This is a genomic window from Sphingobium sp. 3R8 (genome assembly GCF_020166615.1).
Lineage (GTDB): Bacteria > Pseudomonadota > Alphaproteobacteria > Sphingomonadales > Sphingomonadaceae > Sphingobium > Sphingobium bisphenolicum.
This window is the reverse complement of sequence record NZ_JAIQXR010000001.1, coordinates 297,777-319,209: the sequence shown is the minus strand read 5'-3', so window position 1 is coordinate 319,209 and position 21,433 is coordinate 297,777. Positions and strand designations below refer to the sequence as shown.

General features: G+C 66.1%; 20 protein-coding genes and 1 tRNA gene. 6 read left to right on the top strand and 15 right to left on the bottom strand.

All coding sequences use genetic code 11. The annotated features are described in order from the left end of the window. Window positions 1-266 precede the first annotated feature (266 nt). Entirely contained in the window at window positions 267-1,274 is a 1,008-nt protein-coding gene (locus tag K9B33_RS01530; RefSeq protein WP_318011065.1) for a cytochrome-c peroxidase, read from the top strand. Window positions 1,275-1,494: 220 nt separating this feature from the next. Here the strand turns inward: K9B33_RS01530 and ettA are convergent, their stop codons facing one another. Beyond that, a complete protein-coding gene (gene ettA, locus K9B33_RS01525) occupies window positions 1,495-3,180 on the bottom strand; it encodes an energy-dependent translational throttle protein EttA (protein WP_224546158.1) in 1,686 nt (561 codons plus the stop codon). A 99-nt stretch (window positions 3,181-3,279) separates the two neighbouring features. Here ettA and K9B33_RS01520 point away from each other — a divergent pair, with 99 nt between their 5' ends. The 3 genes from K9B33_RS01520 (at window position 3,280) to K9B33_RS01510 (ending at window position 5,365) form a co-directional block, all read left to right on the top strand. After that, window positions 3,280-4,653 carry a M20/M25/M40 family metallo-hydrolase gene (locus tag K9B33_RS01520; protein ID WP_224546156.1) on the top strand — a complete coding sequence of 458 codons (1,374 nt, stop codon included), beginning with the start codon at window positions 3,280-3,282 and terminating at the stop codon, window positions 4,651-4,653. A 157-nt stretch (window positions 4,654-4,810) separates the two neighbouring features. Then, window positions 4,811-5,014, top strand: a complete 204-nt coding sequence (locus K9B33_RS01515) for a hypothetical protein (RefSeq protein ID WP_224546154.1) — start codon at window positions 4,811-4,813, stop codon at window positions 5,012-5,014. Between the two features lie 274 nt (window positions 5,015-5,288). After that, window positions 5,289-5,365, top strand: a tRNA-Pro gene (locus K9B33_RS01510). A gap of 5 nt (window positions 5,366-5,370) precedes the next feature. Here K9B33_RS01510 and K9B33_RS01505 read toward each other — a convergent pair. From K9B33_RS01505 to K9B33_RS01445, 13 genes are read right to left on the bottom strand one after another with little or no spacing between them, the layout of a single operon-like run. After that, a complete protein-coding gene (locus tag K9B33_RS01505; RefSeq protein ID WP_224546152.1) occupies window positions 5,371-6,111 on the bottom strand; it encodes a prepilin peptidase in 741 nt (246 codons plus the stop codon). Next, complete coding sequence (gene gspN / locus K9B33_RS01500; RefSeq protein WP_224546149.1) at window positions 6,108-6,830, bottom strand: type II secretion system protein N; 723 nt, start codon at window positions 6,828-6,830, stop codon at window positions 6,108-6,110. Before gspN ends, K9B33_RS01505 begins: the two co-directional genes overlap by 4 nt. Further along, window positions 6,827-7,315 (bottom strand): type II secretion system protein GspM, encoded by a 489-nt coding sequence (gene gspM / locus K9B33_RS01495; RefSeq protein WP_224546147.1) that lies wholly within the window; start codon window positions 7,313-7,315, stop codon window positions 6,827-6,829. The genes gspN and gspM overlap by 4 nt, the downstream gene beginning before the upstream one ends. After that, window positions 7,312-8,436: a type II secretion system protein GspL gene (gene gspL / locus K9B33_RS01490; RefSeq protein ID WP_224546145.1), complete on the bottom strand. Its 1,125-nt coding sequence runs from the start codon at window positions 8,434-8,436 to the stop codon at window positions 7,312-7,314. Before gspL ends, gspM begins: the two co-directional genes overlap by 4 nt. Then, a complete protein-coding gene (gspK, locus tag K9B33_RS01485; protein ID WP_224546144.1) occupies window positions 8,433-9,455 on the bottom strand; it encodes a type II secretion system minor pseudopilin GspK in 1,023 nt (340 codons plus the stop codon). Before gspK ends, gspL begins: the two co-directional genes overlap by 4 nt. Further along, window positions 9,448-10,158 carry a type II secretion system minor pseudopilin GspJ gene (gene gspJ, locus K9B33_RS01480; RefSeq protein ID WP_224546142.1) on the bottom strand — a complete coding sequence of 237 codons (711 nt, stop codon included), beginning with the start codon at window positions 10,156-10,158 and terminating at the stop codon, window positions 9,448-9,450. The genes gspK and gspJ overlap by 8 nt, the downstream gene beginning before the upstream one ends. Beyond that, window positions 10,158-10,529, bottom strand: coding sequence for a type II secretion system minor pseudopilin GspI (gene gspI / locus K9B33_RS01475; RefSeq protein WP_224546140.1), 372 nt, complete (start codon window positions 10,527-10,529; stop codon window positions 10,158-10,160). The genes gspJ and gspI overlap by 1 nt, the downstream gene beginning before the upstream one ends. Further along, window positions 10,522-10,986, bottom strand: a complete 465-nt coding sequence (locus K9B33_RS01470; protein WP_224546138.1) for a GspH/FimT family pseudopilin — start codon at window positions 10,984-10,986, stop codon at window positions 10,522-10,524. The genes gspI and K9B33_RS01470 overlap by 8 nt, the downstream gene beginning before the upstream one ends. Next, a complete protein-coding gene (gspG, locus tag K9B33_RS01465) occupies window positions 10,958-11,482 on the bottom strand; it encodes a type II secretion system major pseudopilin GspG (RefSeq protein WP_224546137.1) in 525 nt (174 codons plus the stop codon). Before gspG ends, K9B33_RS01470 begins: the two co-directional genes overlap by 29 nt. 11 nt (window positions 11,483-11,493) lie before the next feature. Beyond that, the gene (gene gspF, locus K9B33_RS01460; protein WP_224546135.1) at window positions 11,494-12,711 is read right to left on the bottom strand and encodes a type II secretion system inner membrane protein GspF; all 1,218 of its coding nucleotides are present in this window, start codon (window positions 12,709-12,711) and stop codon (window positions 11,494-11,496) included. After that, entirely contained in the window at window positions 12,704-14,245 is a 1,542-nt protein-coding gene (gene gspE, locus K9B33_RS01455; protein ID WP_224546133.1) for a type II secretion system ATPase GspE, read from the bottom strand. The genes gspF and gspE overlap by 8 nt, the downstream gene beginning before the upstream one ends. Further along, on the bottom strand, window positions 14,242-16,449 hold the full coding sequence (gene gspD, locus K9B33_RS01450; RefSeq protein ID WP_224546131.1) for a type II secretion system secretin GspD: 2,208 nt from the start codon (window positions 16,447-16,449) through the stop codon (window positions 14,242-14,244). Before gspD ends, gspE begins: the two co-directional genes overlap by 4 nt. Then, window positions 16,446-17,315: a type II secretion system protein N gene (locus K9B33_RS01445; protein WP_224546129.1), complete on the bottom strand. Its 870-nt coding sequence runs from the start codon at window positions 17,313-17,315 to the stop codon at window positions 16,446-16,448. The genes gspD and K9B33_RS01445 overlap by 4 nt, the downstream gene beginning before the upstream one ends. A 170-nt stretch (window positions 17,316-17,485) precedes the next feature. Here K9B33_RS01445 and K9B33_RS01440 point away from each other — a divergent pair, with 170 nt between their 5' ends. After that, window positions 17,486-18,145, top strand: a complete 660-nt coding sequence (locus K9B33_RS01440; RefSeq protein ID WP_224546127.1) for a prolyl hydroxylase family protein — start codon at window positions 17,486-17,488, stop codon at window positions 18,143-18,145. Between the two features lie 6 nt (window positions 18,146-18,151). On the opposite strand, the gene K9B33_RS01435 is transcribed toward K9B33_RS01440, so the two are convergent. Beyond that, a complete protein-coding gene (locus K9B33_RS01435) occupies window positions 18,152-19,591 on the bottom strand; it encodes a CHAD domain-containing protein (RefSeq protein WP_411973971.1) in 1,440 nt (479 codons plus the stop codon). 239 nt (window positions 19,592-19,830) lie between these two features. Here K9B33_RS01435 and K9B33_RS01430 point away from each other — a divergent pair, with 239 nt between their 5' ends. Beyond that, on the top strand, window positions 19,831-21,429 hold the full coding sequence (locus K9B33_RS01430) for a hypothetical protein (RefSeq protein WP_224546124.1): 1,599 nt from the start codon (window positions 19,831-19,833) through the stop codon (window positions 21,427-21,429). Window positions 21,430-21,433 lie beyond the last annotated feature (4 nt).

Genomic DNA, 21,433 nt, shown 5'->3' with positions numbered 1-21,433 from the left:
ATGTGGCACCATGGATGCTGAAACAAGTTCAGCATGACGATATCTGAAACTTCAGCTTTCCACCCAATTCGTCCTTCCAGCGAAGGCGGCAACCCATCTCGCACGCTCGCAACAAGCTGGAAAGGCGGGAGATGGATCTCCGCGTTGACCGACAGCCGCCCTTCGGGTCGCGGAAATGGCGCCCCCGCCATCCCCCCCTATCCCCCACCCTTGCCCTCGCCCTGCGGATAAGCCAGCGTTCGTTCGTCGTGCGCGGCACAGGGGGAATGGCGATGCGGGTTGGCATAGCAGGGATCATCGGCGCGCTCGTGCTGGCGTCCGGCGCGATGGGCGCGCGGACGGACTGGCGCTGGCCCAGCTTCCCTGCCGGGGTCAGCGCCCCCGCCCTGCCCGCCGAAAATGGCATGAGCGCGGCCAAGGTCGCGCTGGGCCGCCGCCTCTTCTACGATCGCGCGCTGTCGCATGATGGTAGCATGGCCTGCGCCGATTGCCACCAACAGGCGCGCGGCTTTACCGACGGCCTGCCCACCCATGTCGGCGTGACCGGCGACATGGGCGTGCGCAACGTGCCGGGGCTTGCCAATGTCGGCTGGCGCAGCGGCCTCACCTGGACCGATGCGGGGATCACCACGCTGGAGGCGCAGGCGATGGTGCCGATGACCGGGACCAAGCCGGTGGAAATGGGCTTGGGCGACCGCGAGCACGACCTGGCCACGCGGCTAGACGCCGATCCCTGCTATCGCCGGATGTTCGCGCAGGCCTTTCCCGGCGCAAAGGGGGCCGCGGATTTCGCCAGGGTGACGGCGGCGCTGGGCGCGTTCCAGCGCACCATGATCTCGTTCGGCAGCGCCTATGATCGCGGTGCGCTGACGCCGCTTGCCGCCAAGGGCGCGGCGCAGTTCAAGGCGTCGGGCTGCGCATCCTGCCATAGCGGCCCGGACCTGACCGATGGCAAGGTCCATTATGTCGGCACGGCAGCGCCCCGCGAATCGGACGATCCGGCCTATGGCGGCAAACCGCCGCCCCCAGGTTTCGAGCCGCCGCCCGAACAGTTCCGCACCCCATCGCTGCGCAATGTCGCGGTTACCGGGCCATGGCTGCACGATGGCAAGGCCGACAGCATCGACGGCGCGATTCGCCGCCATGCCGCCGCGCATCTGACCGGCATCGACATGCCCGCGCTGCTGGCATTTCTTGATTTGCTGACGGACGGGGATTTTCTGAAGAATCCTGCGCTGGGACCGCCTCCTGTCGGCTGCCCTGTCCCGGCTTAGTCTGCCTAGCGCAGCGCACTCCCGCCTGAGCGGGAACACGGACGCTTCGGACGGGCGACAGACAAAAAAAGGGCCGATCCATGAAGGACCAGCCCGTAAAGTTTTAGGAGAGGATGCCTGAAAGGCTCGCTCCCTATGAAATGTTAGCGCCACCATCGCAAGTGCGAACGGCAAGGTTACGATTGCAAAAACTGCAATCGTAACCTTGCCACGGCGCGCATCAGCGCGTCAGCTTCTTATAGGCCAGCGCGGTCGGGCGATCGGCGGCGTCGCCCAGGCGGCGGCGCTTGTCTTCCTCATAGGCTTCGAAATTGCCTTCGAACCATTCGACATGGCTGTTGCCTTCGAACGCCAGGATATGGGTGGCGAGGCGATCGAGGAAGAAGCGGTCATGGCTGATGACCACGGCGCAGCCCGCGAAATTTTCGATCGCTTCTTCCAGCGCGCCCAGCGTTTCGACGTCCAGGTCGTTGGTTGGTTCGTCGAGCAGCAGCACATTGCCGCCGCGCTTCAGCATCTTGGCGATATGGACGCGGTTGCGTTCACCGCCCGACAGCTTTCCGACATTCTTCTGCTGGTCCTGCCCCTTGAAGTTGAAGGCGCCGACATAGGCGCGCGTCGACATGTCGTGGCCATTGACCTTCACATAGTCGAGACCATCGGACACTTCCTCCCAGACGTTCTTCGACCCGTCGAGATGATCGCGGCTCTGGTCGACAAAGCCCAGGCGGACGGTCGTGCCGATGTCGATCTCGCCTGCGTCCGGGGTTTCCTGGCCGGTGATGAGCTTGAACAGGGTGGACTTGCCCGCGCCGTTCGGGCCGATCACGCCGACGATGCCGCCCGGCGGCAGCAGGAAGGACAGATCCTCGAACAGCAGCTTGTCGCCGAATGCCTTGGTGATGCCCTTGAACTCGATCACCTTGCCGCCCAGACGCTCGGGCACCTGGATGACGATCTGCGCCTTGCCGGGCGAGCGGTTATTCTGGCCCGCGACCAGTTCCTCGAACTTCTTGATACGCGCCTTTGACTTGGTCTGGCGGCCCTTGGTGCCCTGACGAATCCATTCCAGTTCGTCGTTGATCGCCTTCTGGCGGCCGGTCGCCTCGCGGTCTTCCTGCTCCAGGCGCTTCGACTTCTTCTCCAGATAGGTGGAGTAGTTGCCTTCGTAGGGGAAATATTTTCCACGATCGAGTTCCAGAATCCAGCCGACCACATTGTCGAGGAAATAGCGGTCGTGGGTGATCATCAGCACCGACCCGGCATATTCCTTCAGATGATTTTCCAGCCAGGTGACGCTTTCGGCATCCAGATGGTTGGTCGGTTCGTCGAGCAGCAGGATGTCCGGCTTCTGGATCAGCAGGCGGGTCAGCGCGATACGGCGCTTTTCACCGCCCGACAGGCTTTCCACCGACCAGTCCGAGGGCGGGCAGCGCAGCGCTTCCATCGCCAGTTCGAGCTGGCTGTCGAGCGACCAGCCATCGACGGCGTCGATCTGTTCCTGGAGCGTGCCCATTTCCTCCATCAGCGCGTCGAAATCGACGTCTTCCGGCGGGTCGCCCATGATGGCGCTGATCTCGTTGAAGCGGTCCAGCTTGTCCGCGGTTTCGCGTGCGCCGTCCTTGACGTTTTCCAGCACGGTCTTGTTCGGATCGAGCTGCGGCTCCTGCGGCAGATAGCCGACCGTGATATTTTCGCCCGGCCAGGCTTCACCGGAAAAGTCGGTGTCGATCCCCGCCATGATCTTGATGAGAGTGGATTTGCCCGCACCGTTGGGACCGACGATGCCGATCTTCGAGCCGCGGTAGAATTGCAGGTTGATGTTGCTCAGCACCGGCTTGGCCGCGCCGGGGAAGGTCTTCGTCATGCTCTTCATGACATAGGCATATTGCGAGGAGGCGGACATGTTCGGGCAGCTCCAACGGTAGGATAAGAGGATTTGGCGCGGAGTTAGCGGAGGCGGGACGCATTGGCAAATGGGTGATGGCTCGCTACGCTTCCACCCATGCAGAAAATCCGATCGGGCACGCTGGCCGCCCTTCTCCTTGGCAGCATTTTCACCCCGCCCATCGCCCTGGCCGCACCCGCCGACAGCGCCGCGATTCGCGAAGCGGCGCTGAAGGACGATGTCGCCTTCGACTTTACTGAAGGGCTGACGACCGAAGTCGGCCCGCGCCCGGCCGGGACGCCGCAAGAGGCCCGCGCGCGCGAATGGGCGGTAGCGAAGCTCAAAGCGCTCGGCTTTTCCAATGTCCGCGCGGAACCTTATACTATGCCGGTATGGGTGCGCGAACGTGACGAAGCACGCATCCTCTCGCCCTTCCCGCAAAATCTGGTGCTGGCGGCGCTCGGCAATAGCGGGTCGACCAGCGACAAGGGGATCGAGGGCGAAATCGTCTATTTCCCCAGCATGGCCGATCTGGAAGCCGCGCCTGCCGCCGCACTCAAGGGCAAGATCGCCTTTGTCGATCATGGCATGAAGGCGACGCAGGACGGCTCTTCCTATGGTTATTTCGGTGCGGCGCGGCGGCAGGGACCGAGCATCGCGTCGAAAAAGGGCGCGATCGCGATCCTGATCCGGTCGATCGGCACCGATCATCATCGCGTGCCGCATACCGGCGTGCAGATGTGGGCGGACGGCGTGACGCCGATCCCCGCCGCGGCGCTCACCGTGCCGGACGCCGAACAGCTCGCCCGCGTGATCGCGCGCGGCCAGCCGGTGACGGTGCATCTGACGCTGACGTCCAGGATGCTGAAGGACCAGCCGTCCGGCAACGTCATCGCCGAAATTCCCGGCAGCGATCCGGCGGCGGGCGTGGTCGTGGCCGCCTGCCACCTCGACAGTTGGGACCAGGGCACGGGCGCGATCGACGACGCAACCGGATGCGGCATCGCAACGGCTGCCGCGTTGCAGATCGCCAAAACGGGCCAGCCCCGCCGCACCATCCGCGTGCTGATGGCGGGCGCGGAGGAAGTCGGCGGCGACGGCGCACGCGCTTATTATAAGGCGCATGGAACGGAGAAACATGCGCTGGCGATCGAATCGGATTTCGGCGCGGACCGCATCTGGCGCGTCGATTTCAAACTGCCGCAAGGACATGAGGCGTTGGCCAGGCGCATCGCCGGCGCGCTCGCGCCGCTGGGCGTCGGCGCCAGCACGCAGGAAGCGGGCGGCGGCGCCGATATCGCGCCGCTGGTGAAGGCCGGGGTGCCGGTGATCGATCTTCAGCAGGACGGCACCCGCTATTTCGACCTGCACCACACGCCCGACGATACGCTGGACAAGGTCCATCCGGACCAGTTGCGGCAGAATGTCGCGGCCTGGGCGGTGACGCTCGATGCGGTGGCCAATGCATCAGAATCCATGGGCGTTAACTGAACTTTTATAGTAGACAACGCCCTGTCGCGTGATTCCATCGTTTCACCGGCGCAGAAAAGCATTGATTTGTGCATCGCACACGTTAATGCGGGTCGCTCGCGTAGGGTCACATTTGTAACGTGCCAGACGCGGCATAATGCTATGGGAGCCGTACACAATGAAGAAGATCGCTGCTGTTTTCGCTTCGGCCAGCCTGATGGCCCTCGCCGCTTGCGGTGAGAAGCCGGCCAACGAGACCGCGAACGCTTCGAACGCCGTCGTCGAGAACGTTGTCGAGAACGCCGCCAACGCTGCTGAAAATGCTGCCAACGCTGCTGACAACGCCGCGAACGTTGCGAACAACGCCGCGAACGCGATGTAATCTTCGCATTTGCGAGATTCTCGAAGGGCGGGCCTTAACGGCCCGCCCTTTTTGTTTGCGCCGACATTTTGCATAATTGCCCAACGGAACATCCGCGGCTCTCCACCGGTTTTATCCCCGACAACAAAGGAGAAGTCGACATGGGCAAGGGCATATTATTGTGGCTGCTAGGCGTGCCTATCCCCATCATTTTGCTATTGTGGCTGTTCTTTCACTGATCCGCGCGATCGGCGATTGACGGGACGCGCGCTTCCCCGCTAAGGCCGCCCCTCGTCGGGGAGTAGCGCAGTCTGGTAGCGCGCCTGCTTTGGGAGCAGGATGTCGCAGGTTCGAATCCTGTCTCCCCGACCACCGCTTTAAAATAGTCGCAGGACGATGATCCACGCCGGCAAGGCAGCCAGCGCCAGAAAGGTGCCGAGCGGCGCTTGCGCGGTCCGGCTCTTCACCCGTCCGCTGACGAGCATCACCGCCAGCCCCAGCATCGATGCGATCAGCAGGATGAAAGGCAGCGCCTGCCAGCCAAACCATGCGCCAAGCGCACCGAGCAGCTTGGCATCGCCCAGGCCCAGGCCATTGCGCCCGCGCAGCGCCCGATAGCCCAGCGATATGGCCAGCAATATGCCATAGCCGATCGCCGCGCCGATGACGCGATCCATCAGGATGACATCAGTCGCCCACATGCCGATGGTAAGGCCAAGAAAGGCCAGTGTCAGGGTCAGCGCATCTGGCAGCCAGAAATGCCGCCAATCCAGGATCGCCAGCGTCAGCAGCGTCCAGCCGAGCATCGCCCAGCCTACGCCCCCCAAATCCGGCATCCCACCGATCGCCAGTGCGCCGATGATCGCGCATCCCGCCTCCACCCGGCCATGCAGCGGGTCGATATGTGCGCCGCAAGTGCGACAACGCCCTCGCTGGACCAGCGCACTCATCAACGGAATCAGGTCGCGCACCGCCAGGGTCCGGCCGCAGCCGTCGCAGGCCGATCGGCCGCCGACCACGCCCCGCCCCTGCGGCCAGCGCAGGATCAGCGTGGCGAGAAAGCTGCCCAGGATTGCGCCGACCAGCGCGCCGGCCAGCGCCGCGATCGGCTGGATCACAACGTCCCTTCGACCTTCAGCAACTGGACGTTGCCGACGCCGGCGAAACCGGCCTGGCCCAAAGTCGCCGCCAGCGTCGGATCAGCGGTTTCGACGCGCATTTCGGCCGCATAGCGCCCTGATCGCCAGATACGCAGAGTGATCTTCTCCAAGCCCGACTGGCTGACCAACGGCAGCAACAGCGCCTCGCCGTCGCAACTGACCATACCCGACAGCCCCTGCGTCAGGTTCAGGCCGGGAAATTGCCCCGCCATCCGCGCCCGCACCCGGCCTTCGGCATGGCCGCAGCGATCGCCCGTATAATAGGCGCTGACATCCTCCAGCATCAGGCTGCCGACCGGCAGCGGCGCGAAGGTGCGACCAAGCGGCACCGCGCCGGTGACGTCGTCCACACCGATGCGGCCGAAACCGACCGTCAAGGCGCCCTGAATGTCATCCGCCAGCCCCTTGACCCGCGCGACATCGAATCGCGCATGCCCCACGAGCAGGGCGACGGGCGACAACCCGGCCCGCACGCTGCCGAGCGGCATATTGCCGAGCATCAACTGGTCGATCCGCCCGCTCCACACCGTTCCGCGCACTTCCCGCGCCGCAATGCCCAGCCGCTCCAGCCCGGCCAGGCCCAGCGCGACCCGCATCGGCAGGAACAGCAGCAGTCCCAGCGCCAGCGTTACGACCAGGATGATCCGCATCCGGCGTGACAGGGACAGGCCCATCATTGTCCCTCTCCCCGCACCAACACCGCCTGTACCGAAACGCTGCCCGCCGTGGGCGATGGCCGCGCGCTCATCGTGTCCACCCGGATGCCCTGCGCCTCCAGCGCGGCGAGCCAGGAAAAGAGCGCGACCGGCCGCACCGAAGCGATGGCGATGTCGATCCGGTCGCCGCCCTGCGCCTGCGCCCGTTCCAGCGTCAGCCCGGCCTCGCCCGCGCTCTGGCCGACGAACTGGTCGACCGGCGCGACCGGTCCTGTGACGACGGCGTTGCGCGGCAAAGCCTTGAGCTGCTTCACCGCGACGCGCACCGCCGCATTGCGGTCAGTCGCCTCATTGAGCGTATCGCGCGCGCTGCGCTGCGTCCGGTCGAGCGGCATGGCGACGCCAAACCACAGGATCACGACCGCCAGCAGCGCGAACATGACGCCCAGCATCCATTGCTCGCGGGTCGAGCGTTCCGCCCAATATGTGCCCAACCGTTCCATCATGACCGCACCGTGATATCTGCCAGCGTTCGTCCGCCCGGTTCCTGGGACGGAGTCGCCGTGATCGTGAAACCGGCCGCCTGCAACGCCAGCAGCACGATGTTGATGTCGTCCGCCTTGGCCGCGGCCAGGGTTGCGCGGACCATGCCGTCGGGATCGCGCGATAGGCTGGTCAGCGCCACGCCCGGCGCATCCTGCATCGCCGCCAGCACTCCCGCCACCGGCGCGGTGAAGGCGCGCCCGCCCGCGCCCCGCGCGGCCAGCTTGCCCTCCATTTCCGTCAGCGCCTGCACCGCATCGGTGGCGCCGGGCGTCACCTGCTGCGCCAGCGCCAGGCTTTCGCGGTCCAGTCGGCTCGCTTCCATATGCTGCTTGGCGATGCCGATCAGGGCGATGGCGAGGCTCACGAACAGGATCAGTCCGCTCCACAGCGCGATGCGGCCGATCATGCGACCGTCCATCGCGCGGCGGACGCGCTTGGCGAAATCACCCTGCCGCAGATCGAGCGGCGGCGCGTCCAGCGCGGCGATCGCCCGCCCTTCGATCAACCCCGGCGACACGTCGATGATCGGCGCGTCGGCGATCAGTGCCGGCAACGCCATATCGCCGGTGAGCGCCATGTCGATGCCGCGCAACACCATGTCGCCGGCTATCAGGCCGCGGGCAAAGCCGCACTCCGGTTCCGGCTCCGGCAACAGCAGCGGCGCCGGCACGATGATGTCGGGGTCCAGCCCGTGATGCTGCGCCCAGAGCAGCCAATGCTGCATGTCGGCGCGGCTCGTCACCGCGACGATATGCGGGCGGGCGGGATCTTCATTGGCGTCGGTTGCGGCGAACAGCTGGTCGGACGGCATCAGTCCGCCGGCGAGTGCCGCCAGCCGTGCCGCCGCGCGCCCCTGCCGCACCGGCAGGTCGGGATAGTCCGTCCAATACAACGTCACCAGCGCCGCCGGCGGCACCAGCATGACCCGCGCCTGATCGGGCAGCGCGGCGATGCCGCAAGCCGCCAGCCAGTTGGCGCCCATGCCCGACTGGACCAGCGCGCCGTCCACCACCCGCATCCAATGGGGTTCCGCGCCTGCCGCTTCGGGCAGGATGACGATCAGGGCGTCGCGACTGCTCATGCCCCCGCTCCCCAGCTGCGACGCACCAGCGTCGCCGGGCTTTGCCGCGCATCGATCAGCGCCCGCTCCACCACCTGCGTTCCCCCGACATCCACCGACACGTCCACTCCGAAAAATCCCGTCGTCAATTTCACCTGTTCCTGCACCTCGGTCATCGGCGAAAGCCCGGCAAGCGAAGGCAAGGCCCAGAATTGCACCGTGCTGCCGTAGCCGTCCGCTGGCCGTTGCGCCAGCAGTTGCCGTGCCTGGCCGACGCTCAATTGTCCTGGCATCAGCATCGCGAACAACGGCGCCTGATCGGGCAACAGCGTATTGATGTTGATCGGCGACAGCGTCGTGACCGGCAGGGCGCAAATCCATGGCCGCGCCAGCGCGTAGATGGCGGGGCTGATCCCGCTGACTGCGCGCAATTCGCTGGCGTCCACCATCATGCGGTTGGCGGCGCGATAGGGCCGCTCCATCCGCGCATAGGTCTCATCCTCGGCCCCGCCGGGCTGGGGCGCACTGTCGGTGTCGATCCAGTCGGCCAGGCTCGCCGCCGCGGCCTGCGCCTGTCGCGCATCCACGCCCAGCGCCTGCAACAAACCCTGAAACTGACCGACGCCGATCGGCCGCACCTTCAGACTTGTTTCGCTCTCGCCGCTGACGACGCTGTTGAGGTTGAAGCAATTGCCCGCGTCCGTCACCCGCGCGGTCGCGATACCCCCCGGCACCGGCAGGCTCTGCGGCGTGCCCATCCATCCGCCCGCCAGCGTGATCCTGGCCGGGTTCGATTCGGTCAGGTCGGCGATGCGCAGCCGGGCCATTTCCGTCGCGGCATCGGCATAGGCGCGGCCCTGGTCCACGGCGCCGCCATTGCCGGTCATCCGCGTCGCCAGTGCGACCCGCTCCAGCGCGGTCGCGGCGACCACGGCCATGACCGCTATCAGCAGCAGCACGGTCAGCAACGCGGCGCCCCGTTCGTTTTTGGTGCCCCGTGAAGCCGTGTACGGCGGAACGCTCGAAAGAGGATCAGGCACCGGCCGCGACCTCCAGCTTTTCCACCGGGCCGGGCGCGACCAGAAAGCGCAGCATGACCGGCGGTTCGCCGGTGCGCGTCACCGTCATTTCGACCGCACGGGGCAACAGGTCGGGCTGGGTCGGGGTCCAATCCTCCCGCCATTTGCCCTGCGCGTCCCGAAAGCGCAGCACGACCGCCTCGACATTCTCCAGCAGCGCAGCCGGATCGTCGCCCGCCGCGCCGTCGAGCTGGGCGTAAGTGCGTCGTTCCAGCCGCCCCTGCCGCACCCAATATTCGACCTTCTGCAAGGATGGCCGGGGCAACTCGCCCAGATTGTCCCATCCACCGCGCACGAACTGCATCACCGGCTGGCTCTCGCCGTCCTGATGGGCCCAGAAGGCGGGCGCCAGGGTGCCGGCCTCGGTCCGCGTGATACGCGGCACCGCCTGCCCCAGGTCGCCGGCCAGCGCCCCGCCCGCGCGCTGCACCGCCGCCATATCGTCCAGCCGCGCCTTGATTTGCGCCTGCGCTGAAACGCTGTTGCCCAACAGCAGCACGCCCGCCCCCGCCAGCAGGGCAAAAATCATCAGGGCGACGAGCAGCTCGATCAGCGTGAAGCCCTGTTCGGCGGAACGCCCCGGAAACGTGAAGCCGTGTTCGGCGGAACGCCCGGAAAACGTGAAGCCGTCCTCACGCCCGAACGGAGGTTGGAAGCGCGCCATCACTCGACCGTCCGCACGAAGCTGAGCACCACCGGCGAAGCGCCCGGCTGGCCATCGACGGTCAGGTCGACCTGCAACAGCCGCCGGTCGTCGGTCGGCTTGACGGTCCGGCTCCAGTGCCAGCGCCGCCCGCCATTGTCGACATCGCCAGCCTCCTCGCCCACCGATGGTGGGAGCGGATCGGTCTGCACGTCGACCATCAGGTTGCGCGCGACGATCTGGCCCAGCGCTTTGCTGTCGAGATCGGCGGCGGTGCGCAGCGTCACGCCCTGCAACCGCACCAGCGCCAGCGCGGCGAGGCTGAACACCGCCAGCGCGACCAGCATTTCGAGGAGCGTAAAGCCCTCGTCATTGTGTCTTCCATTACCCACCGACCATGACCTTCCCCGCCATGTCGACGGTCACCGACACCCGTTCGCCTTCGCGCGCCAGAGTGACGGTCAGCGGATCGGTGGGCAGGCCGGTGCCGTCGAAGGCGATCTGCTGGCGGCCATCCTTGCCCACCAGAGCGCGGGTGCCGCTCTTCCAATTGGCGGTGACGAAGGGTTTGTCCTCCAGCGGCGTCCATTGCCCTCCCTCGCGACGCTGGAAGCCATAGCCGGATGCCGACACCCACAGGCCCATCGGGCGCGCGGTCACGACCGCTTCGTCGCGCGCGGCGGCAACGCGCGCGGCGAAGCGGTCGGCATCCTCGATCACGCGTCCGCGCGGATCGGGGATGGCGAGCACGACGGCAGCCGAAATGAAGCCGATGATCGTCAGCACGACCATCAGCTCCAGCAGGGTGAAACCGCTCTCTTCAGAGTTCGCTGGAATAAATATCCGCATTTTCACTCTCGCCGCCCGGCTGGCCGTCCGCGCCCAGCGAACTGATGTCGAACGCGCCCTTGCGGCCCGGCACGGTGTAGACATAGGCGCGGCCCCACGGATCGTCGGGCAGCTTCTTGATATAGCCGCCGCGGCGATAGCGCTGCGGCTGCGCCAGCGAGGCGGGCGGGTTGAGCAAGGCCTGCAACCCGTCCGATCCCGCCGGGTAGGTCAGGTTATCGAGCCGATACTGCTCCAGCGCCTGTTCGATGGTGGCGATGTCCGCCTTCGCCTTTTCGACGCGAGCCGTATCGGTCGCAGGGATGACATTGATCGCCACGATCGTCGCCAGCAAGCCGATGATGACGATGACGACCATCAGCTCGACCAGCGTGAAGCCGGCTTCACCTGACGTCTCGTCTCCGTTCGCGCTGAGCTTGACGAAGGGCTTTTCTTTTGTTTTGAAGCCAGAGAGGGCTTCGACAAGCTCAGCCCGAACGGATTTTAGATTGAACATATTCAACTCCTTCAAGCCCCGGTGAGGCTTTGCAGCTGCAGGATCGGCAGCAGGATGGACAGGATGATGACGGCGACGATGCCCCCCATCAGTATGATGATGATCGGCTCCAGCATGGCAAGCGCGGTCGAGGTGAAGGCGTCGAATTCCCGTTCCAGATAATCGGCCGCGCGCTCCAGCATGGTGTCGAGCCGCCCGGCGCTTTCGCCGCTCGCCGCCAGATAGACCAGCAGCGGGGGAAACACGCCCGCCCGGCGCAGCGCCGCGGACAGGCTGCCGCCGCCCCGGATCGCCTCTACAATCTCGTCCGACGCCTTGCGCAGCACGCGATTATGGACCGTGTTGGCGGTGAGCGTCAGCCCTTCCATCAGCGGCAGGCGGCTGGCGACCATGGTGGACAGGGTGCGCGCCATCCGCGCGGCATGCAGGTCACGGATCAACCTGCCCAGCACGGGCAGCCCCAGCAGCATCGCGTCAAAGCGATAGCGAAAGCCGTCATTCTTCAACGCGCGCCAGAAACCGAAGCCGGCCAGCAGCATCGCAATCAGCAGCAGCCACCAATAGGCGGCCAGAAAAGCCGATATCGCCATGACGATCCGGGTCAGCAGCGGCAATTCCTGTCCGACCGTGTCGAACTGCTCCACCACCTTGGGCACGACGAAAATCATCAGCGCCGCAACCACGAACACGGCAAAAGTTGCCAGCACCGACGGATAGGCGATGGCGGTCAGCACCTTCGACCGCATCACCGCCTGCCGTTCCATCAGGTCGGACAGGCGCTCCATGATGGTGGGCAGGCTGCCGGAGCTTTCACCGGCCGAGATCATCGCGCGATAGAGCGGCGGGAAGCTTTTCGGCTCCGCGCCCAGCGCATCGGCCAGCCGCCGTCCTTCCATCACCCCGCCATGGACCTTCCCGACGATCGCGCGGACATGATCCTGCTCGCTCTGGCGACCGATGGTGCGCAGCGATTCCTCCAGCGGGCTGACCTGGGTCAGCGTCGCCAATTGGCGCGTGAAGAGCGTCAGTTCCTTGGGGCTGAGGCGCGGCGTGCGCAGAGACAGGCTCGCCCGCTTGCGCGCCGTCTCCACCGCGCCGGGTTCGATCCGCACGATGAACATCTTGCGCGCATCCAGCTTGGCGCGCGCATCCTCGATCGTCCCGGCCTTGATGCTGCCGTTGCGCTCCCGGCCCGCCGGGTCGATCGCGCTATAGTCGAAATCAGCCATCGACTATGGTTTCCGCCTCGATCGCGTCGCGGCGCGACACGCGTATGGCTTCCTCCGCCGTGGTCTGGCCGTCGCGCACCAGCGCCCGCGCCGCCGATCCCAGATTCGGGGCATTCAGGAAGGCATGGCGCGCAATCAGCGATTCGTCGCCGCCGTCGTTGATCAGGCGACGGATGGTGTCGTCCACACGGATCGCCTCGAACACGCCGATGCGGCCCTTATAGCCGCTGCCGCCGCATTCGTCGCAGCCCTTCGCCCGATAGATGATCGTACCGGGGTCGAAGCCCAGCAATGCGCTGGCCGATTTGTCGGCCTGCACCGGTTCACGGCAATTCTGGCACAACCGCCGAACCAGCCGCTGGGCGATGACCGCACGCAGGGTGGAGGCGAGCAGAAAGGGTTCTACCCGCATATCGCGCATCCGGGTGATCGCGCCGACCGCATCATTGGTGTGGACGGTGGACAGGACGAGATGCCCCGTCAGCGACGCCTGCACGGCGATTTCCGCCGTTTCCCGGTCGCGGATTTCGCCGACCATGACGACGTCGGGATCTTGCCGCAGGATCGCGCGCAGGCCCGCCGCGAAGGTCAGGCCGACCTTGGCATTCACCTGGGTCTGGCCCACGCCCTCCATCGCATATTCGACCGGGTCTTCGACGGTCAGAATATTGCGCGATCCGTCGTTGAGCTGGCGCAGGCCGGCATAGAGCGTCGTCGTCTTGCCCGACCCGGTCGGCCCGGTGACCAGAATGATGCCGTTGGGTTCGCTCAATCCTTCGCGGAAGATGCGGTCAGGCACCCCGTTCATGCCCAGCAGGTCGAGCGTGATCCCGGCATTTTCCTTGTCCAGGATACGCAGCACGACCCGCTCGCCCGCTCGACTGGGCAGGGTTGATACGCGCACATCGAGCAGCTTGCCGCCCAGCGTCAGGCCGATGCGCCCGTCCTGCGGCACGCGCCGTTCGGCGATGTCAAGCCGCGCCATCACCTTGATGCGGCTGACGACGACCGGCGCGACATGCGGCGGCATCCGCAGCGTCTCGCGCAGCACGCCGTCCACGCGCATCCGCACGATCAGGCCGGTTTCATAGGGTTCGATATGGATGTCCGACACGCCCTGTCGCGCCGCTTCGGCGATGATGCCGTTGATCAGCCGGATCGCGGGCGCATCGTCGGCGCTGTCGAGCAGGTCGTCGGCGGTCGGAATGTCGGCGGCCAAAATGTCCAGTTCGTCCGCGCCGACCTCCAGCGATCCGGCCATGGCCGCCGCGCTGCCCTCCATCGCATAATGGTTCGACAAGTGCCGGTCGAACTCTGCCGGTTCAACGAAAATGACGTCGAAACTGCGCGCCAGATGCCGCCGCACCTCTAGCAGCACGCGCGGATCGCTCCCCGCGCGCACCGCTATGGTCAGCCGCTCGCCCTCGACCGGCAGCATGACCACGCCATGCCTGCGCGCGAAGACATAAGGTATGTCGATGGGCCGCGGCGGCTGCGCGGGCGGGCTAATATCGGTGTGCGCCTGTTCGCTCACTTGCGCCCTCCGCTTGCCGGTATTTCGACCGGCCGCACCACGCCGCTCGACTGGCGGACGGTGGGTTCGATGACCTGCGCGGGCGCCGCATCGGGCTGCACCACCGCATCGCCCGGCTGCGCCGCGACCGGCGGGGTCGCGCCCATATAGTCGCGCACCAGTTCGTCTATCGTCGGTTCGACATCGGGATTGCGCTGCAACTGCATACCCCGGACATAGCCGTAGCGCTGCTGCGTCAGCCGCTGCGCATCCTCCTTCGACCGCAGAATGGTCGGCCGGATGAAGACCATCAAATTGGTCTTGGTCCGGCTCTTGCTGCGCGATTTGAACAATTCGCCCAGCCCCGGAATATCGGACAGCAGCGGGATGCGTTCGATCGTCTTGCGCTCATTATCGTCCAGCAGGCCGCCCAGCGCCAGTATCTCGCCGTCATCGACGGTCACGGTCGTCTCGATCTCGCGCTTGTTGATGATGAGGTCGCTGCTGGAGTTGCTGACCGGCCCGGCCACGCTCGACACTTCCTGCTTCAGGAACAGCTTGATCGCGCCGCCGGTGTTGATCTGCGGCTTCACTTCCAGCTTGATGCCGACATCCTGACGCTGGACGGTACGGAACTGATTGTCGAAATTCTGGCTCAGCGCCTCGCCGGTGGTAACGGGCACCTGCTGCCCGACCAGGATCGACGCCTTCTGATTGTCCAGCGTCATCACGGACGGCGTGGAAAGCAGGTTGCTTTCGGTGTCGGATTTGACCGCATTGATGATCGCACCGAAAATGCCGTTCTTGCCGATGCTGCCGCCCAGCCCCGCAATCGCGCCGGTTGCGCTGGTCAGGCTGCTGATCGCCGCTTCCTGCAAGCTGCTCGCGAGGTCGCCGCTATTCTGGACCTCGGTCGTCGTTTTAGTACCGTCCGGCGCTACCACGGTCGTCGTCGTCGTACCGAGCTGCGTCGCGCCATAGGCCCCCGCCAATGTCAGCAGATTGGGCGAGGCGTTGGAATAGTTGCTCGCGGCGAAGCCGGTCGATGTGCTGCCGAGCAGGAACTGCACGCCCAGCTTCTTGGCGGCCGCGTCGCTGATCTCGACGATGATCGCCTCCACCAGCACCTGTTCGCGCCGGGTGTCGACCTGGCGGATGGTTTCGCCCAGCATCCGCTGCACGTCGCTGTTCGCCGCGACGATGATCGCATTGGCGCCTTCGTAACGGGTGACGATCGCCGGGCCGCGGGTGGAAATGCCGCCGCCGCTCGATGCGGACGAGGATGCCGCCGCGACCGGCGCAGCCGCCTGCGCTGCGGGCGCACCGCCCTGCCCGCCGGCGGCCGGGGTGGAAGCCGTCACCGGTTGGCTGGTCGATTGGCCCACAAGCTGCTGCAATACCGGCAGCAGCTTTTCGGCGTCGGCATGTTCCAGCCAGTAGACGCGGATTTCGGTGCCGCTCGCCGCCTGCTGGTCGAGCTGGCGCGCCATGGCGGCGAGTCGCGCAACGGTATTGGCGTCGCCGCGGATCGCAACGGCGTTGCTGCTGTCGATCGGCACCACGGTCGCGGCCGACGGCGCGGCGTTCTCCCCGCCCCCGCCACTCGCCACCAGCGCCTGGAGCGAGGTCGCGATTTCGCGCGCGCCGGCATTTTTCAGCATCACCATCTGCGTCGACGACGTATCGCGGTCGATACGGGCGATCACCTGCCGGATGCGGGCGATATTGTCGGCATAGTCGGCCACCACCACGCTGTTGCCCGCGCGGTTGGCGGTGACGGAGCCTTCCTTGCTGACCAGCGGGCGCAGCGTTTCCAGCGCGCTCGCCGCGTCGATGGAGCGCAGGCGAAACACCTCCGTCACGAAGCTGTTGCGATTGGCGGCGCGTCCGACGCTGCTCGGCTGGCCCGCAGCGCCATCGGCTGGCTGGATGCGATAGGCCCCGCCGGGCGCCGGGACCGCCACCAGGCCGTTGGCCCGCAGGGTGGACAGCACGATCTCGAAATATTCGGATCGCGACAGCGGCCGGTCGGTCACGACCGACACCTTCCCCTGCACCTTGTTGTCGATGATGAAGGTGCGGCCGGTCACCCGCGCAGCATCCTGGATGAAGGCCCGGATGTCGGCGTCGCGCACATTGAGCGTCTGCTGCGCCAGGAGCGGCGCGGCGATGGGCGTGGCGAGCGCGAGCGCGGTGGCGGCGGTAAGGAGGAGTTTGCGGGTCATTGGCCTTGCACTATGATGTTGACCGATGCCACGGCGGCGCCGCGCTCGACGGTGAGGGAAAGGCGCGCGCCGGGCGCGATCTGGTTCTGGAGAGACTGGAGGTCGCCGGCCGATCCGATCGGCTGGCCATTGATCTGGCTGATGATGTCGCCGGGCCGGAAGCCCGCGCCCGCGAAGGTCGGCCCCTTGGCCATGACCGCAAGGCCGGTGACACGGCCGTTCTGCAACCGCGGGGCAAAACCGATGTCGCGCTTCAGGCTGTCCACGGTCGGACCGGCGCCGGGTGCGGCGGGTGGCGGTGGGGCGGCGCTCTGCCAGCCAGCGCCCTGAACCGAGGCGACCGCAGCGGCGGGTTCGGCTTCGGGGGCCGGGGTCGACTGGTCGATGAAAATCTGTTCTTCCGCGCCGCCCCGGTCGATCGTCACATGATCGAACGCCACGGCCTTCAGCACCACGCCCGGCAGGATCTCATCGCCGACGGCGTAGCTGTTCTGCACCCCATCGGGCGCGGCGATGATGGCAGATCCAAGCCCCGACCCTTCGTTCAGCCGCACGCCATACAGCGTCAGCGCCAGCGAAGTGACGACGCCACTGCCCGCCTGTTGCGGCGCGCCCGTGCGGAAAAAGGGATCGAAGCTGGCGAACAGCGCCTGCCGCGCGCTGGGCGACAATATCTGCGCCTGACGCCCTTCCCACGGTCCGAAGCTGCCGACCGGCGCCACGACCGCCCAGACCAGCCGTACCAGTTGCAAAGCCAGCAGGACGAGCAACACCCGTTCGAGCAGCCCAAGCCAGTCGATCGTGGGAATGGCCGCCGTCTTCCCGCGTCCGAAGCCGCGCATCCTGTCGCTAAATGGCACTCGCATGATGCTGCCCCAAGCCCCCAATCATTCGGGAGCCTGCTAGGCAGATGATCTTACTGCTGCATGACAGTTATATTGCGGTAATATGACATGTCACTGGCGCCTTGCATTTTAGGGGCCGGAATATAGCTGTGGCGTCGTCTTCCGCATCTTCGCTTCTTTCGGGATTTTCCATGACGGACCTGACCGCCCCGCCCCCCGCACCAACGGCAACCGATGCCGACCCGGCCTGGATCGCCGCCCATCCGCGCATCCAGCGGGTGCCCAACCGTGAACTGACGCTCTTCATCCAGCGCCATTTCCTGGACGCGGAAGAATGCGCCGGGCTGATCGCGCGAATCGATGCCAAGCGGCGCCCGTCCACCATTGCGGACGCCAATGGCGACGGCTATTTTCGCACCAGCGAGACCTGCGACCTCGATCATGCCGATCCTTTCGTCGCCGCGATCAATGCGCGGCTGGACGCTTTCGCGGGGATAGCCGCGCCCTATGGCGAACCGATCCAGGGCCAGCGCTACGACGTGGGCCAGGAATTCAAGGCGCATACCGACTATTTCGATCCGAAGGGGTCGGATTATGCGAAATATTGTTCGGTGGCGGGCAATCGCACCTGGACGTTGATGGTCTATCTGAACGAACCCATGGCCGGCGGCGCGACCCGCTTCACCAAGATCGGCAAGACCGTCCAGCCGGAAACCGGCAAATTACTCGCCTGGAACAACCGCAACGCATCGGGCGAGCCGAACCCCGCCAGCCTCCATCACGGCATGAAGGTGCGGTCGGGGGTGAAGCATGTCATCACCAAATGGTATCGCGAGCGCCCCTGGGGCTGACGCGGCTCAGGTCCAGAAACGGCGTGCATCGACAAGTTCGCCATGCGCGCGCGCCGCTGCGGCGAGCAGGTCCGCCTTCTCCGCGCCGCCCGCTCCGATATCGCCCGGCAGTCCATGGCGGGCCAGGATCGCGGGCGTGGCGACCAGATCGTTGAGCGCACCCAGCACGTCCTGCATGGCTTCCAGCTTGCCCAGAAATGCCTTTTGCCGGCGGCGATGCTTCTTTTTTTCATCGAACAGTCCGGCAAAGAATTCAGCGCCATAGCGCAGCTTCTTGGCATCCTTGCGCACCTCATGACGCGCTCCGTCGCTCAGCCGCGCCATAGGCTTGCCCTCCTTGGCGATACGCTTGCGCAGCCTGCGCAGGCGCGTCGCGGCGAAAGGGGCGGCCGACCGACTGGCTTTCGCGCCCATGCCCGCGCCCAGCGCCAGCCATTCGACAAGATCGAGCAGCAGCATCCGCACCCGCGCAGACGCCAGCCATTGCAGGACATGATCGTGCGCCGCCGCCTGCGCCCCTTCCAGCGGCGCGCGCATCGCGCCGTCGGCGATCCGCGGCATCAGCACGTCCAGGTCGCGCGCCTCGCCCAGCACAGCGGCCAGCCAGCGCAATTCGCCCTGAAAGCGGGCAAGATCCGCCGTCGGCAACTGCGGCGCGAACAATTTCAGCGCGGATCGCAGCCGTCGGATCGCGACTCGCGCCTGATGCAGCGCTTCGGGCGTATAATGGTCCAGCAGCAGCGCTTCGTTCAGCCGATAATGACGCAGGCAGGCCGCACCGATCCGCAGGAAGGCCTGGCGAATCGTCATGGAAGGATCGAGCGCCACCGGCTCCGCCTTGATCGCGGCTGGCAGCGCCTCGGTCAGTCGATAGCCGCGCTCCGCCTTGCTCAGGACGCCGGGTCGCACGGCGATGTCTGCATCGATCCGCCGCGCCAGCGCGAACAGCGCCGCCGGTTCGCCCGCCTTCAGTTCCAGCTCTATTTCGCAGATCGCCTGTTCCCGCCCGGCCACCATTATGGCCCCGCGATCCAGCACCAGCTCGATCGTCGCATTGTCCTGCGACACCACCCACATCCGGCGCTGCACATCGACGCTAAAGAGCTTATCCACTTCCGCCACCGCTTCCCCCAGCAGCGCAACGACCGGCGTGCGCGCGTCCAGCACCGGCTTGGCGCCGCGCACCGGCATCTCCCATTCGTCGCGCGCGAACAGGCCCGCGCCATCGCGGCCATCGGCCTTCACCGTCTGGACGCGCCGCCGGCCCGACCGCCGGATGCGCAGGCTCATGCCCCGTTTGCCGAGCTGATGATCGGGCGTGTCGAAATAGGTGGCGTGCAGCGCAGCCGTCTGGCTATCGGCCGGCAGCGACGGCCATTGCGCGAACATGTCCGCCGCTTCCGGCGCCAGGTCCAGCTTCAGTTCGATTTCCGGTTGCAAGCCCATCTCCTGCCAGCGTCCCGCGCGCCACGCGCCTTAGCACGAACGGCCTTAACCATGGAAACGTCGTCGCTGTCTCCAAACTGTCATTTTAAAGACGCTCCATTGTCATAGAAGCAGCATCAGCCTGTCATGTGCCGCGCCTAACTGCCCGTTCTGAGGGCGACAGGGGGCGTTGTCCGAGTCGAAATTCCCCTGCGCTCCGCACTTCAACAATCCCGGCAACAGGCCGGAGCGGAGACGACATGGCCAAGATTAACCGTATCCAAACGATCCTGATGGCGAGCTGCGCCTGCGTGGGCCTGAGCGCCTGCGGCGCCGACGACATCGCTTCGCCGGGCGAAGGCACCATCGTCATCCCGACGCCGACGCCGACCCCCACGCCGACCCCCACGCCCACGCCGACCCCCACGCCGACTGCGGTGACGCCGGCGGCCAACTGCCCGACCATCGCCGGCCCGAACCAGCTGAGCGATCTGGGCACCATCACGGACGGCACCAACACCTGGCGCAACTGCGCTTTCCCGGCGCGCTTCACCGCGACCACGGCGATCGCCAAGACCACCGGCGTGATCTACTCGCTGCCCGGCCGCGTCGATGTCGGCACGGACCAGGGCGCCGCCAGCACCAATACCGACGTGACGCTCAGCATCGATCCGGGCGTGGTCGTGTTCGCCAGCACCGGCAACGCCTATCTGGCGGTCAACCGCGGCAACAAGATCAGCGCCGTCGGCAGCGCCACCGCGCCGATCATCTTCACCAGCCGTGAAAACGTTACCGGCGCTGCGACCGACCAGTCGTCGGGCCAGTGGGGCGGCATCGTGCTGCTCGGCCGTGCGAAGATCACCGATTGCCAGGCGCCGGCCGCCGCACCGGGCACCACCGCCTGCGAACGCGACACCGAAGGCACCAGCAACGCCCTGTACGGCGGCGCGACCGACACCGACAATTCGGGTCGTCTCAGCTATGTCCAGATCCGCTATTCGGGCTTCGTCCTCGCCGACGGCAAGGAACTGCAGGGCCTGACCCCCTCGGGCGTCGGCAGCGGCACCGTGATCGACCATATCCAGGTCCACAACAGCTCTGACGACGGCATCGAAGCGTTCGGCGGCAGCTTCAACATGAAATATCTGGTGCTGACCGGCAACGAAGACGACAATCTCGACACCGACGTCGGCTTCCGCGGCACCGCCCAGTTCGTCATCGCCGCCCAGCGCGAGGGCAATAATGTCGGTGACACCTTCCTCGAAACCGACTCGAACGGTTCGGCCACCAACAGCAACGCCAGCGAGGACGCCCTGCCCCGCCAGTATCTGAAGGTCGCCAACTTCACGCATATCCAACGTTCGAACACCGGTGACGACGGCGCGGCGATGCTGCTGCGCGGCGGTGCCGACCTGGCCCTGGTCAACGGCATCATCGTCAGCCCCAACCAGAGCTGCCTGCGCATCAACGGTGCCGCTGCGGTCCGTGACGCCGACACCACGCTGCAGGATGCGGGCAAGCCGCGCTACCTGTCGGTGGTGATGCAGTGCAACAGCACGCCCTATAAGGGCACCGGCACCGGTGTTGACGCCGCCCTGGTCCAGTCGATCTTCGAAGCCGGCGCGAACAGCACGATCAGCTACACCCCGTCGCTGACCAACCTGTTCATCAACGGCGCGACCGAGACGGCCCGCACCGCGATCGACCCCAAGACGATCGACGCCGCCTTCACCACCACCAACTATATCGGTGCGGTCAAGGACAGCAGCGACACCTGGTATGCCGGCTGGACCTGCAACTCGGTGACCGCCAGCTTCGGCAGCACCAGCGGCAACTGCACCGCCATTCCGACGACCTGATCGG